At 63.6% G+C, this 12,257-nt stretch carries 15 protein-coding genes; 10 read left to right on the plus strand and 5 right to left on the minus strand.

The window, feature by feature from the left end; genetic code table 11:
- The first annotated feature begins 33 nt into the window (after positions 1–33).
- From efp to FJ960_RS08435, 6 genes are all read left to right on the plus strand, one after another.
- Positions 34–600 carry an elongation factor P gene (gene efp / locus FJ960_RS08410; RefSeq protein WP_027141779.1) on the plus strand — a complete coding sequence of 189 codons (567 nt, stop codon included), beginning with the start codon at positions 34–36 and terminating at the stop codon, positions 598–600.
- 86 nt (positions 601–686) lie between these two features.
- A complete protein-coding gene (locus tag FJ960_RS08415) occupies positions 687–1,487 on the plus strand; it encodes an inositol monophosphatase family protein (protein ID WP_140508944.1) in 801 nt (266 codons plus the stop codon).
- 82 nt (positions 1,488–1,569) lie between these two features.
- Positions 1,570–2,256: a hemolysin III family protein gene (locus tag FJ960_RS08420; RefSeq protein WP_140508942.1), complete on the plus strand. Its 687-nt coding sequence runs from the start codon at positions 1,570–1,572 to the stop codon at positions 2,254–2,256.
- A gap of 120 nt (positions 2,257–2,376) precedes the next feature.
- Entirely contained in the window at positions 2,377–3,402 is a 1,026-nt protein-coding gene (locus FJ960_RS08425; RefSeq protein WP_140508940.1) for a MotA/TolQ/ExbB proton channel family protein, read from the plus strand.
- A 1-nt stretch (position 3,403) separates the two neighbouring features.
- Positions 3,404–4,435, plus strand: a complete 1,032-nt coding sequence (locus tag FJ960_RS08430) for a peptidoglycan -binding protein (protein WP_140508938.1) — start codon at positions 3,404–3,406, stop codon at positions 4,433–4,435.
- Between the two features lie 251 nt (positions 4,436–4,686).
- Positions 4,687–5,112: a hypothetical protein gene (locus tag FJ960_RS08435; protein ID WP_140508936.1), complete on the plus strand. Its 426-nt coding sequence runs from the start codon at positions 4,687–4,689 to the stop codon at positions 5,110–5,112.
- Between the two features lie 95 nt (positions 5,113–5,207).
- Here the strand turns inward: FJ960_RS08435 and FJ960_RS08440 are convergent, their stop codons facing one another.
- On the minus strand, positions 5,208–5,561 hold the full coding sequence (locus FJ960_RS08440) for a DUF1304 domain-containing protein (protein WP_140713084.1): 354 nt from the start codon (positions 5,559–5,561) through the stop codon (positions 5,208–5,210).
- Positions 5,562–5,703: 142 nt separating this feature from the next.
- On the opposite strand from FJ960_RS08440, the gene FJ960_RS08445 reads away from it, so the two are divergent.
- Positions 5,704–7,188 (plus strand): carboxypeptidase M32, encoded by a 1,485-nt coding sequence (locus FJ960_RS08445; RefSeq protein WP_140713086.1) that lies wholly within the window; start codon positions 5,704–5,706, stop codon positions 7,186–7,188.
- Between the two features lie 21 nt (positions 7,189–7,209).
- Here the strand turns inward: FJ960_RS08445 and FJ960_RS08450 are convergent, their stop codons facing one another.
- The gene (locus FJ960_RS08450; RefSeq protein WP_140713088.1) at positions 7,210–9,009 is read right to left on the minus strand and encodes an ABC transporter transmembrane domain-containing protein; all 1,800 of its coding nucleotides are present in this window, start codon (positions 9,007–9,009) and stop codon (positions 7,210–7,212) included.
- Between the two features lie 203 nt (positions 9,010–9,212).
- Between FJ960_RS08450 and rpmE the strand changes: the two genes are divergently transcribed.
- A complete protein-coding gene (rpmE, locus tag FJ960_RS08455) occupies positions 9,213–9,434 on the plus strand; it encodes a 50S ribosomal protein L31 (protein WP_010912060.1) in 222 nt (73 codons plus the stop codon).
- Between the two features lie 82 nt (positions 9,435–9,516).
- On the opposite strand, the gene FJ960_RS08460 is transcribed toward rpmE, so the two are convergent.
- Positions 9,517–10,146 carry a TetR/AcrR family transcriptional regulator gene (locus FJ960_RS08460; protein WP_140713090.1) on the minus strand — a complete coding sequence of 210 codons (630 nt, stop codon included), beginning with the start codon at positions 10,144–10,146 and terminating at the stop codon, positions 9,517–9,519.
- A 145-nt stretch (positions 10,147–10,291) separates the two neighbouring features.
- On the opposite strand from FJ960_RS08460, the gene FJ960_RS08465 reads away from it, so the two are divergent.
- Together FJ960_RS08465 and FJ960_RS29440 are read left to right on the plus strand one after the other, a co-directional pair.
- Positions 10,292–10,771, plus strand: coding sequence for a DUF1772 domain-containing protein (locus FJ960_RS08465; protein WP_181174180.1), 480 nt, complete (start codon positions 10,292–10,294; stop codon positions 10,769–10,771).
- Positions 10,772–10,834: 63 nt separating this feature from the next.
- Positions 10,835–10,993, plus strand: coding sequence for a hypothetical protein (locus FJ960_RS29440; protein WP_181174186.1), 159 nt, complete (start codon positions 10,835–10,837; stop codon positions 10,991–10,993).
- 24 nt (positions 10,994–11,017) lie between these two features.
- Here the strand turns inward: FJ960_RS29440 and FJ960_RS08470 are convergent, their stop codons facing one another.
- Positions 11,018–11,314 (minus strand): SelT/SelW/SelH family protein, encoded by a 297-nt coding sequence (locus tag FJ960_RS08470; RefSeq protein WP_032934919.1) that lies wholly within the window; start codon positions 11,312–11,314, stop codon positions 11,018–11,020.
- A gap of 17 nt (positions 11,315–11,331) precedes the next feature.
- Positions 11,332–12,081 carry a YebC/PmpR family DNA-binding transcriptional regulator gene (locus FJ960_RS08475; protein ID WP_140713092.1) on the minus strand — a complete coding sequence of 250 codons (750 nt, stop codon included), beginning with the start codon at positions 12,079–12,081 and terminating at the stop codon, positions 11,332–11,334.
- Between the last annotated feature and the right edge of the window lie 176 nt (positions 12,082–12,257).

Here is a 12,257-nt window from a genome sequence, read left to right on the forward strand (position 1 = left end):
CTGGCCGTTGGCAGCATCCCGGATCCCATCATCATGGCCAAGATCAATGGCAACGAAATCCGTCCCGGCTATGTCATCGAACACGATGGCGGCCTCTGGGTGGCGGTCAGGACCAACACCGTAAAGCCCGGCAAGGGCGGCGCGTATAACCAGGTCGAACTGAAGAACCTCATCAACGGCACCAAGCTCAACGAACGCTTCCGTTCGGCCGAGACGGTCGAGCAGATCCGGCTCGACCTGAAGGATTTTTCCTTCCTGTACGAGCAGGAAGACGCGCTGGTATTCATGGATACTCAAAGCTACGAGCAGCTCGAACTGAACAAGGATTTCGTCGGCGACCGCGCCGCGTTCCTGCAGGACGGCATGATGGTGACGGTTCAGCTCTACGAGGAGCGGCCGATCGGCATTTCGCTGCCCGACTATGTGACGTTGACCATCACCGAGGCGGATCCCGTGGTGAAGGGCCAGACGGCAGCGTCCTCCTACAAGCCGGCTGTGCTGGAAAACGGCATTCGGGTGCTGGTCCCGCCCTTCATCGGCGCCGGCGAACGCATCATCGTCGACACCAACGAAATCACTTACGTGCGCCGCGCCGACTGATGCATGTCGCCCAAAGGTGGCCCTGGTTTTGGGTCACCGGCATGCATCGAGACAGAGTTTAAAGCGCCGCACCAGGAAGAAGCACTATGGCACGCTCCGCCCTCCTCAACGTCATGGTTCAGGCCGCAATGAAGGCCGGCCGCTCGCTGTCGCGCGACTTCGGCGAGGTCCAGAACCTGCAGGTCTCGATGAAGGGCCCCGGCGACTATGTCAGCCAGGCCGACCGCAAGGCCGAGGACATCGTGTTTGCCGAATTGTCGAAAGCGCGCCCGGGCTACGGTTTCCTGATGGAAGAGCGCGGCACGGTCATTGGCGATGACAGCCAGCACCGCTGGATCGTCGATCCGCTCGACGGCACCACCAATTTCCTGCACGGCATTCCGCTTTTCGCCGTCTCCATCGCGCTTGAGCGCCAGGGTCAGATCGTTGCCGGCGTCATCTACAATCCGGCCATGGACGAGCTCTATACGACCGAGCGCGGCGGCGGTGCCTTCATGAATGATCGCCGCCTGCGCGTCGCCGGCCGCACCAAGCTTGTCGACACGGTGATCGGCTGCGGCGTGCCGCATCTCGGCCGCGGCCATCACGGCAATTTCCTGGTCGAACTGCGCAATGTCATGGCCGAGGTCTCCGGCGTACGCCGCATGGGCTCCGCCTCGCTCGATCTTGCCTATGTCGCCGCCGGACGCATGGACGGGTTCTGGGAAGTCGGCCTGTCGGCCTGGGACATCGCCGCCGGCCTGCTCTTGATCCGCGAGGCAGGCGGCTTCGCCTCCGACATGAATGGCGGACAGGACATGCTGGACACCGGCACGGTCGTCGCCGGCAACGAGATCATCCAGCGCGCATTGCTGAAGACGGTGAAAAAGCCGCTCCCGCCGCGCTGAACCGCCGCAGTCGTAAAACCGCAAACAAAGCTTGAAATACTGTCCGTCGGTCGCCCAGATTAAGGGTGATGCAGGACGATAGATGACCGACACCCAGCCACAGATCGACATCCCGTTCATCGGACGCTGGCACTATTCGCGCGCCGAGACGATCGCCGACGGGATCGTCCATGCTGTTGGGATCGTGCTGGCGATAGCGGCCGGTTCGGCGCTGCTGGCGCTCGCCGCCTCCCGGGTCGGGCCCGGCGAATACATCGCAGCCGCCTTTTATGTCGTCTCGCTGCTCACGGTGCTTTCTGTGTCGCTGACTTATAATCTGTGGCCGGTGACCTCGCCCGCGAAATGGATTTTGCGGCGTTTCGATCATGCCGCGATCTATCTGTTGATCGCCGCCACCTACACACCCTTTCTCGCTCAGTTGGGAAACTCGCCGCTGGCGCGCTGGATGATCGTTCTGGTCTGGGCCGCGGCCGCAACGGGCATTGCCGTCAAGGTGTTTTTCCCCGGCCGCTTCGACAGGCTGGCGATCGTCTTCTACCTTGCCATCGGCTGGAGCGGCGTCGTCCTTGTCAAACCGCTTGTCGAGACGCTGCCGACCACGTCGATCGTGCTCATCGTCGCCGGTGGCGTCGTCTATTCCTGCGGCGTGATTTTCTTCGCCTGGAAGGCGCTGCGCTTCCACAACGCCCTGTGGCACGGCTTCGTCGTCACCGGCGCCGGCCTTCATCTGGCGGCCATGGTCGATTGCCTGGTCATCAACCGCCTTTGAAGCGCCGGCTCCAAAAGCCACCTGTGGCAATATTGCCAAGCACCATTCAATTTGGTCACAATTCCGTTTAGAGTCGCCAACTACGTGATCGGCGGCAGCGGCATCGGAAACGGGGCACGGATGGCTTTTCTCAGATCCTTCGGCATGGGCAGGCGCTCTGACGTGCTCATCTACGATCCGCACAAATTGTCGAGCCCTCAGGTCTTTCTGCTGACCATGGTCATCTTCCTGGCCATCGTCGCCTTCATCGCCGCCATCCTGACCCGCCAGGTCACGACGGCATTCGTCACCAATCCCGGCCTCAACGGCCTGATCGTCGGCGTGCTCGTCGTCGGTATCCTGCTGGCCTTCACGCAGGTCGGACGGCTGTTTCGCGAGGTGCGCTGGGTCAACTCCTTCCGCGCCGGCTCCGAGACCACCGAACCGGTGCTGCTGGCGCCGATGAAGGCGATGATCGGACGCTCGTCGTCCATGGCCTTTTCGACCTCCTCGATGCGCACAATGCTCGATTCCATCGCCACGCGCCTCGACGAAAGCCGCGACACCTCGCGCTACCTGGTTGGCCTTCTGGTGTTCCTCGGCCTGCTTGGCACTTTCTGGGGCCTGTTGAATACGATCGGCTCGATCCGCGAGACAATCGAATCGCTCGATCCCGGCACGGGCGATGCGGCGGCGGTGCTCGATTCGCTGAAGCAGGGCCTGTCGGCGCCGCTGGCCGGCATGGGCACCGCCTTCTCGTCCTCGCTGTTCGGCCTCTCCGGCTCACTCGTGCTCGGCTTCCTCGACCTGCAGGCCGGCCGCGCCCAGACGCGCTTCTACACCGAGCTCGAGAACTGGCTGTCCTCGGTCACCGATCTGTCGTCCGACATCGTCGTTTCCGACCCGGCCAAGGCCGAATCTTCCGACGAGATCCGCGTCCTGTCGGAACGGCTGCGCAGCATGCAGGAGAACGGCGGCGGCTCCAATCCGCGCGTCGCCACCGCCATGGCCAATCTCGCCGACGGCATTTCCGGCCTGGTCAAGAACATGCGTTCCGAGCAGCAGATCATGCGCGATTGGGTCGAGGCCCAGTCCGACGAGCAGAAGGCGATGCGCAACACGCTGGAGAAGATCGCCGACGCGCTGAAGAAGCCCGGGGTGCACTAGCATGGCGCTTGCCAGGGGCCGGCGTACCGATCGCCGTATCGACTATTGGCCTGGCTTCGTCGACGCGTTGTCGACGCTGCTGCTCGCCATCATGTTCCTGCTCACCGTTTTCGTGTTGGCGCAGTTCCTGCTCGGCCGCGAAATCTCCGGCAAGGACACGGCACTGTCGCGCCTCAACTCGCAGATCAACGAACTGACCCAGCTTCTGGCGCTGGAGCGCTCGACGGCGCAGGACAAGGAGGATTCGCTCGCCAATCTGCAGGCGTCCCTGTCGGCGGCGCAGGCGGAAAAGAGCCGGCTCGAACAGTTGCTGGCGCAAGGTGCCGGCGCCGGCGACGCCGCCAACCAGCGTGCCGCGCAGTTGGGTGGTGAACTCGACAACCAGCGCCAGATCAGCCAGCAGGCGCTGAGCCAGGTAGAGATCCTCAACCAGCAGATCGCGGCCTTGCGCAAGCAGATCGGCGCGCTCGAGGATGCCCTCAACGTCTCCGAAACGCGCGACCGCGATTCCAACACCAAGATCGCCGATCTCGGCCGTCGCCTGAACGTGGCACTGGCGCAGCGTGTGCAGGAATTGAACCGCTACCGCTCCGATTTCTTCGGGCGCCTGCGCGAAATCCTCGCCGATCGCGAGAACATCCGCATCGTCGGCGACCGCTTCGTGTTCCAGTCGGAAGTGCTGTTCCCGACCGGCTCCGAAGTGATCAACGACGCCGGCAAGGTCGAGATGAAGAAGCTCGCCGATGCCATCATTGAATTGCAGAAAGAGATCCCGCCGGAGATCAACTGGGTGCTGCGCGTCGATGGTCACACCGACAACAAGCCGCTGTCCGGCAATGGCCGTTACCGCGACAATTGGGAGTTGTCGACGGCGCGCTCGACCTCGGTGGTCAAGTTCCTGATCGAGAACGGCGTGCCGGCCAACCGGCTCGTCGCCGCCGGCTTCGGCGAGTTCCAGCCGCTCGACCCCGCCGACACCGACGAAGCGCGTAACAAGAACCGCCGCATTGAACTGAAGCTCACCGAACGGTGATCCATCATCACGCGAGCTCACGCGAATTTGTTCGCCGACTCAACTCTAGGGCGCAAGCGGCGGCCAGCAAGGCCTGAAAAGATTATCTTTTTTTAATTACACTTCGCGCGGAAGCGCTCCTAGCTTGCCGCGCAGGGTCGAGAACCGCCGGCGATGCCTCCCATCGCGACGCGACGGAACTGGACGACCCAAACTGGTCGGAAGGCGAAGCGGCGCGGCCGCTCTCCCTTCCCGGCAGGAGGAACCTCCCTATGAGCACTTCAGCATCTCTCAAGACTGCAACCCTTGCCGCGATTCTGATCGCGGCCCCGCTTGCCGGCGCCTATGCCGCGGGCCACCACAAGGGTGCACTCGATGCGACCGATCCGACCGCCATGACAGGCCCGCGTGTCGCAGCGCTCGTTGAACAGGCTCGGGGTGTCCATCAGGGCATCGTCGACGCCAGGCGAGCTAACAACATCACCCCGGCCGTCGCGGAGCGCCTGGAAATGCGCACCGCCCGTATCGGTCGGGCCGCCGAGAAGATAGCCGCGTCGGATCACGGCAGGATACCGGCCGCGCAATACCATGACCTGCTGCGCCAGCTCGACACTGTCGACCAGCGTCTGATGGTCAACACCGGCAGCGGTTTCCTGATGGGCGATGGCGCCGACGGCGGAAACTATCCGAACGGCTGAGGCGATCCTGCCTGAAAGTTCCAGGAGGAAGGGATCAACTGGCGCCTTCGGGACCCAATCCCGCAGGCGTCCTTTTCCTTACCAGCCCATCCTGCCTACCGACCAAGCCAGACCGCGATCAGGGCGGCCGCCGCCGGCACGGTCTGGATGTAAAGGATCTTGCGGCCGACCGTTGCCGCGCCATAGAGACCGGCAATGGCCACGCACAACAGGAAGAAGACCTTGACCTGGAACCCGCCGGCGCCGAGGTAAAGCCCCCAGATCAGGCCGGCGGCGAGAAATCCGTTGTAGAGGCCCTGATTGGCGGCGAGCACCTTCGAGGCACCGGCGAATTCCGGCGTCAGGCGGAATGTCTTGTGCCCGCGCGGCGTGTCCCAAAGAACCATCTCGAGATAGACGATGTAGACATGGATCAAGGCCACCAGCCCGACCAGGATGTTGCCGATCATTCTGCTCCCCCTGCATGCGTCGCCGGCAGCATTTCATGCTCGACCTCGCCTGCGCAAGCTGCATCTGCTGAATGGGATCTGAGGGTTGCCAAGGCTTTTGCGTTGGTGTCTTTTCGCGCCGTCCTCAATCACGGAAGCCGCCATGTCCTTTCACAAACTCGACGACCTCGGCCACAAGCTCGAAGCGCTTGAGCATGCGCTGGCCATCCTCGGCGCCGATGAAGCGACCCATATGGCCGTTGGCGGTGGCGAGAAGCGCGCCGAGGCGATGGCGGCACTGGCCGGCATGTATCACACCAGGGCGACCGCGCCGGAAATATCGGACTGGATCGCCGCCGCCGAAGCCGAGGCATTGGACGATGAGCAGCGCGCGGCCCTAACCGAGCTGCGGCGGCAGTACACCAGCCTGACCTGCCTGCCGGTCGAATTCGTCGAACGCCAGACAACGGCGCGCATGCGTTGCGAGCAGCTATGGCGCGACCTGCGCGCCAAGAACAACTGGGCTGGCTTCCAGCCGGCGCTCGAGGGCGTGGTGGCGCTGGTGCGCGAAGAGGCGGCCCTGCGCTCCGACGTGCTCGGCCTCGCGCCCTATGACGCGCTGATGGAACAATACGATCCCGGCAACCGCACGGCGGATATCACTCCCGTCTTCGCCGACCTGAAGGCCTTCCTTAGAGGCTTCGTGCCGGAGGCGCTGGCGATCCAGGAAGCGCGGCTGCGCAGGCATCCGCTGAAGCCGCTTTCGGGCACCTATGCCATCGACCGGCAACGCGAACTCGGTCTCGCCATGATGGCGGCGGTCGGCTTCGACCTGACACACGGCTCGCTGTCGGTGTCGCACCATCCGTTCTGCGGCGGCGTGCCCAGCGACGTGCGCATCACCACCCGCTACAAGACATCGGACTTCCTGTCGGCGCTGATGGGCGTGCTGCACGAGACCGGCCATGCGCTCTATGAGCAGAACCTGCCGAGGGCATGGTCGCACTGGCCGCTCGGCAAGGCCCGCGGCATGGCCGTGCATGAAAGCCAGAGCCTGTTCGTCGAAAAGCAGATCGGCCGCAATCCTGCTTTCTGGCACTGGGCGCTGCCGGTGGTGGAAAAGCATCTCGGCGAAACCTGGTCGCTCGATGATCTCTTGCCGCATGTGCATCGTGTCGAGCGCGGCCTGATCCGCGTGGATGCCGACGAAGTAACCTATCCGCTGCATGTCATCCTGCGCTACGAACTGGAGCAGGAACTCGTCTCGGGCAGGCTGGAGGTGGCTGATCTACCCGAAGCCTGGGACGCCAAGATGCGCGACTATCTCGGCCTCTCCACCATCGACAATCCGGCCGATGGGCCGATGCAGGACGTGCACTGGCCGGGTGCCGCCTTCGGCTATTTCCCCTCCTACACGCTGGGCGCGATGATGGCGGCGCAGCAATGGGCCGCGCTGATGCGCGAACATCCTTCCGCCGACGACGACCTGGTGAAAGGGAATTTCGCGGCCATCAACGACTGGCGCCGCAAGAAGATATGGTCACAGGGATCGCGCTGGACGACGCCGGACCTGCTCGAACGCGCCACCGGCGAAAAACTCAACGCCGTTTATTTCGTCAATCACCTGAAGCAGCGCTACGGTGGATGAGACCGGCCATATCGAGCCCCGCTATTCCGCCGCGCCCCTGAAGGCGCTGGCGCCGGTCTCGAATTGCAGCTTGGCCAGGCGCGCATAGATGCCGCCCTTGACGACTAGGCTCTGATGCGTGCCTTCCTCGACGATGCGGCCGCCATCCATGACCAGGATCCTGTCGGCCTTGAGCACGGTCGCCAGCCGGTGGGCGATGACGATGGTGGTGCGGCCCTGCATCAGCCGCTCGAGCGCCGTCTGCACCAGCGTCTCGCTTTCGGCGTCGAGGGCCGAGGTCGCCTCGTCGAGCAACAGGACCGGCGCGTCGCGCAGGATGGCGCGGGCGATCGCTACCCGCTGGCGCTGGCCGCCTGACAGCGTCACGCCGCGTTCGCCGACCTGGCTGTCGTAACCTTTCTCAAGCTTGAGGATGAATTCGTCGGCCAACGCATCCTTCGCCGCCGCCTCGATCTCGGCCTCGCTGGCGCCTGGCCGGCCAAAGCCGATATTGTCGCGCGCGCTCGTCGCGAAGATGGTGACATCTTGCGGCACGATGGCGATGTGCTGCCTGACCGCGACGGGGTCAGCCTCACGCACGTCGATGCCGTCGATCAGGATCTTGCCGGTTTCGGGATCATAGAAGCGCAGGATCAGCGAAAAGACAGTGCTCTTGCCGGCACCCGAGGGACCGACGATCGCCACCGTCTCGCCGGGTTTGACCGAAAAACTCAAGCCATGGACGGCGGCGCGGTCGGGCCTCGCCGGATAAGAGAACGAGACGTCGTCGAAGATGATCGCGCCCTTCACGATTGCCGGCATCGGCTTCGGCTCGGCCGGCGCCTGGATCGCCGGCGTCTCGGCCAGGATCTCGGTCAACCGTTCGGCCGCACCCGCTGCTTGCGCGAGTTCGCCCCAGACTTCCGACAGCGCGCCGAGCGCGCCGGCGGCGAACACCGAATAGAGCAGGAACTGGCCAAGCGTGCCGGGTGACAGATTGCCGTCGAGCACGTCGCGCGAGCCGAACCACAACACCGCAACGACCGACGAGAAAATGGTGAAGATGGCGAAGAAGGTGAGGAAGGACCGCGCGAAGATCGAGGCACGTGCCGCCTCGAAGGCGGCTTCCACCGCGCCCGAAAAACGACCGGTGACCAGTTTCTCATTGGTAAAGGCCTGCAGCGTGCGCACTGCGCCGATCTGCTCGCTGGCATAGGCTGTCGCCTCGGCGAGGGTGTCCTGTGCCTGCCGGGATTTGCGCCTCACGGAGCGGCCGAAGGCGACCAGCGGCAGCACGATAATTGGAATGGCCGCTATGACCAGGCTGGACAGTTTTGGGCTGGTGACAACCATCATCGCCACGGCGCCGAGCCCAAGGATGACGTTGCGCAGCGCGACCGAAGCCGTGGCGCCTACCGCCGACTTGACCTGCGTGGTGTCGGCGGCGAGCCGCGACACGATCTCGCCCGACTGGGCAGTGTCGAAGAAGGCCGGCGACAGCGTCGTCACATGAGCGAAAACGTCGCGCCTGATGTCGGCGACGACGCGCTCGCCGAGCGTGATGACGAAATAGTAGCGGCCGGCCGAGGCGGCCGCCAAAAGCGCCGCCATGGCCACCAGCGCGGCGAAATATTCAGCGATGATGGTGGATCCCGCCGGCGTGAAGCCATGATCGATCATGCGCCGCACCGCCAGCGGCAGCGCCAGCGTCGTCATCGCCGCGACTGTCAGCGAGACGACGGCGCCCGCCACCATTTTCCGGTAGCGGCCGATGTAAGGGAACAGGCGCCTGAGCGGCTTGAGCGAGCGGCGGCGCTCGTCTGCGCTGCTGGATTGCGCCATCCCGGTGTTTCCTCTAGCCGCCTTGTTGTATGCGCCTCAATATGCGAGCCACGGCCTTGTGATTCAATTTCGGCTGATGTATAGCCACGCCGACCGTTTTAGAAGCCGTGGCTCCTCAATAGCTGCGGCTTCGAGTTTAAAAAAGGGGCGCATCGACGCAGGCTTATGCCAGTCAGCCGCGCCAGCAAGCCAGGAACCGAGCCATGAAGAGCGCTATTCATCCCGACTACCACACCATCAAGGTCGTCATGACCGACGGCACCGAATACACGACCCGTTCGACCTGGGGCAAGGAAGGCGATACGATGAACCTCGACATCGACCCGACCACCCACCCGGCCTGGACCGGCGGCCAGCAGACTCTGCTCGACCGCGGCGGGCGCCTGTCGAAGTTCAAGAAGCGCTTCGAAGGTTTCGGCCTCTAAGGCAAGAGCTTTTTCGCAGGTCAAAAGCCCGCCCTCGTGGCGGGTTTTTTGTTGCTTGGCCGAAGGCTGAGTTTTCGGCTCTCTATTCCGCCAGCAGTTCCCTGAGCGCCATACGCTTATAGGCTGCGACCAGCCTGTCGCCCTCCTGCCGCTCGACCGAGATCGCCAGCCGCATGGCCGCCTCGCCCATCTGCCAGACGAGAAAGGCCGTGGTCTCCAGGGAAACGGGATCGGCGCCGGGACGTAGCCGCTTCAGCACCGCACCGAGGAATTCGGCATTGGCCCGGCTGTCGGCGAGCTCGAGGCGGCGCAGCGCCTTGTCGGCCTGCGTGCCCGACCAGATGTCGCGCATCACCGGTTCGGCGAGGAACAGTCGGTAGTAGATATCGACCAGCTCCGAAAACGCTTCGCCCAGCCCCTCTGCATCCGTAACATCCTTGAGCGCCGCCGAGATGCAGGCTTGGCTCTCCACCGTGTGGCGCTCTGCCAGCGCCCAGACGATCGCCCGCTTGTCCGGAAAGAACTGGTAGAGCGATCCGATCGACACCCCTGCCCGTTCAGCGACTTCACCCATGCGCATGGCATCGCTGCCTTGCTCGGCGATCAGCGCCGAGGCGGCGGCCAGCATGCGCTCGACCCGCTCGCGGCTGCGCTGCTGGCTTGGTGCCCGGCGCGGCGAAGCGATCTGCTCGTTGGCCGGCGTGCCTTCCATGACTGTCTCCAACAAACGCGCCCGGCAATCGCCTCGAATGACTTGACTCGCAGAATACGAGGGTTTATCACATTTTGCAAATGTGAGGATTAATCACATTTGTAAACAGAGGAACCCGCCGCAACCGGCACTTGGAGCAACCGACATGATTGTCAAACTTCTTCCCATGCTCACTTTCATCGCGGCCCTGGGCGCAGGCGTGGTCGGCGGCGTGTTCTTCGCCTTCTCCAACTTCGTCATGCCGGCGTTCGTTCGCCTGCCGGCGGCGGGCGGCATCGCCGCCATGAATTCGATCAACGTCACTGTCATCACGCCGATGTTCATGACGGCACTCTTCGGCACCGGGCTGGTCTGCATCGTGCTCATCGCCGGCGCCCTCATCGGCTGGAACCAGCCGGGTTCGTTCTGGCTTCTGGCCGGCGCGCTGATCTATCTCGTCGGCAACCCGATCGTGACCATGGTCTTCAACGTGCCACTCAACGATGCGCTGGCCGCCGTCGATCCGGCCAGCAGCAATGGCGCCGCCGTATGGACCAGCTTTCTCCGGAACTGGGTGATGTGGAACCACGTTCGCACCGTCACCGCCATCGTTGCCATGGCATCCTTCTGGTTCGCCGCGCGTTGACATGTTGACGGACCGCCGCAGCCGGGCGTTGTGGCGGCCATAAGCATTGTCGAGAAAAGAGCCGTGAACGATCCGTATTCGACCATAGCCGTCGGCATTTCGATCGGCGTCGGCCTCGGCGCTGCCCTCGGCGTGGCGATGGATGACCTCGCCGTCGGCATCGGCATGGGCATAGCGATCGGCGCCGGTATCGGTGCTGTTTTCGGAAAGAGGCGCAAGTGATCGTCCCGCTTGCGCGGGAAGATATCAGCTCTTCGCCTTGCGGTCGGCGTGACCGAGATCACGATCCGGATCGATCACGTCGCGGACCAACTGCTTGAGTTTCGCCGCGTCCGGAAAGCCGCCGTCGCGCTTGCGGTCCCAGACCAGTACATCGTTGCACGAGATGGTGAAGATGCCGCCGGTGCCCGGCACCAGCGTCACCTCACCGAGATCGGTGCCGAAGGTGGAGAGCAGCTCCTGCGCCATCCAGCCGGCACGTAGCAGCCATTGGCATTGCGTGCAGTAGGTGATGCGGATGGCGGGCAACCGAGCTTTGCTCATGTCGGATCGGGCTTCACTCACGCCGCGCTGAGCTTGGCCAAGGTTTCGTCGTCGACTTCGAAGTTGGCGTACACGCTTTGCACGTCGTCATCGTCCTCGAGCGTCGCAACCAGCTTCATCAGCGACTGCGCCCGCTCTTCGTCGACCGGGACATTGGTCTGCGGCTTCCAGATCGCCTTGACCGATTCGGCCTCGCCGAGCGAGGCTTCAAGCGCCTTGGACACTTCGCCGAGAGTCTCGAAGGCGCAATAGATCGTGTGGCCTTCCTCGTCCGATTCGACATCGTCGGCACCGGCTTCGATGGCCGCGTCCATGATCTTGTCGGCACTGCCTGCCGAGGCCGGATAGTAGATTTCGCCGGCGCGGTCCCACATGAACGATACCGATCCGGTTTCGCCGAGCGCGCCGCCTGCCTTGGTGAAGGCGGCACGGACATTGGACGCCGACCGGTTGCGGTTGTCGGTCAGCGCCTCGACGATCACGGCGACGCCACCCGGCCCATAACCTTCGTAACGCACGGCTTCGTAATTCTCGGCATCGCCCATCGACGCCTTGTTGATGGCGCGCTGGATGTTGTCCTTCGGCATCGACACCGCCTTGGCGTTCTGGATCGCCAGGCGCAGGCGCGGGTTCATCGATGGATCGGGCGTCCCGCTCTTGGCCGCAACGGTGATTTCGCGCGCCAGCTTGGAAAACATTTTCGACCGCACCGCGTCCTGACGGCCCTTGCGGTGCATGATGTTCTTGAACTGTGAATGGCCAGCCATGGCACCCCTGTCGTGTTCGGCTAGAGCGTCTTGCCGCGAGGTGCGTCACCTCGCCTTTGCAAAAGGCTCGAATTCAAAATTTCAGAACGTCCTCATGCGTCAATGGACGCGCGGCGCTCTTTGTCGGAATGGCCGGCTTATAGATAAATCGGCTCAATTCGTCCAGCCGCGCCGTG

Origin of the sequence: Mesorhizobium sp. B2-3-11, assembly GCF_006442215.1 — a bacterium.
Taxonomy (GTDB): Bacteria; Pseudomonadota; Alphaproteobacteria; order Rhizobiales; family Rhizobiaceae; genus Mesorhizobium; species Mesorhizobium salmacidum.

Excerpts from the sequence above, each read along its gene's own strand:
- FJ960_RS08425 (WP_140508940.1), top strand. The coding sequence starts at position 2,377 with ATGGCTTTTCTCAGATCCTTCGGCATGGGCAGGCGCTCTGACGTGCTC.
- FJ960_RS08450 (WP_140713088.1), bottom strand. The coding sequence starts at position 9,009 with ATGGCGCAATCCAGCAGCGCAGACGAGCGCCGCCGCTCGCTCAAGCCG.
- FJ960_RS08415 (WP_140508944.1), top strand. The coding sequence starts at position 687 with ATGGCACGCTCCGCCCTCCTCAACGTCATGGTTCAGGCCGCAATGAAG.
- FJ960_RS08435 (WP_140508936.1), top strand. The coding sequence starts at position 4,687 with ATGAGCACTTCAGCATCTCTCAAGACTGCAACCCTTGCCGCGATTCTG.
- efp (WP_027141779.1), top strand. The coding sequence starts at position 34 with ATGGCCAAGATCAATGGCAACGAAATCCGTCCCGGCTATGTCATCGAA.
- FJ960_RS08445 (WP_140713086.1), top strand. The coding sequence starts at position 5,704 with ATGTCCTTTCACAAACTCGACGACCTCGGCCACAAGCTCGAAGCGCTT.
- FJ960_RS08430 (WP_140508938.1), top strand. The coding sequence starts at position 3,404 with ATGGCGCTTGCCAGGGGCCGGCGTACCGATCGCCGTATCGACTATTGG.
- FJ960_RS08465 (WP_181174180.1), top strand. The coding sequence starts at position 10,292 with ATGATTGTCAAACTTCTTCCCATGCTCACTTTCATCGCGGCCCTGGGC.
- FJ960_RS08420 (WP_140508942.1), top strand. The coding sequence starts at position 1,570 with ATGACCGACACCCAGCCACAGATCGACATCCCGTTCATCGGACGCTGG.
- FJ960_RS08470 (WP_032934919.1), bottom strand. The coding sequence starts at position 11,314 with ATGAGCAAAGCTCGGTTGCCCGCCATCCGCATCACCTACTGCACGCAA.
- FJ960_RS08475 (WP_140713092.1), bottom strand. The coding sequence starts at position 12,081 with ATGGCTGGCCATTCACAGTTCAAGAACATCATGCACCGCAAGGGCCGT.
- FJ960_RS08440 (WP_140713084.1), bottom strand. The coding sequence starts at position 5,561 with ATGATCGGCAACATCCTGGTCGGGCTGGTGGCCTTGATCCATGTCTAC.
- FJ960_RS08460 (WP_140713090.1), bottom strand. The coding sequence starts at position 10,146 with ATGGAAGGCACGCCGGCCAACGAGCAGATCGCTTCGCCGCGCCGGGCA.
- rpmE (WP_010912060.1), top strand. The coding sequence starts at position 9,213 with ATGAAGAGCGCTATTCATCCCGACTACCACACCATCAAGGTCGTCATG.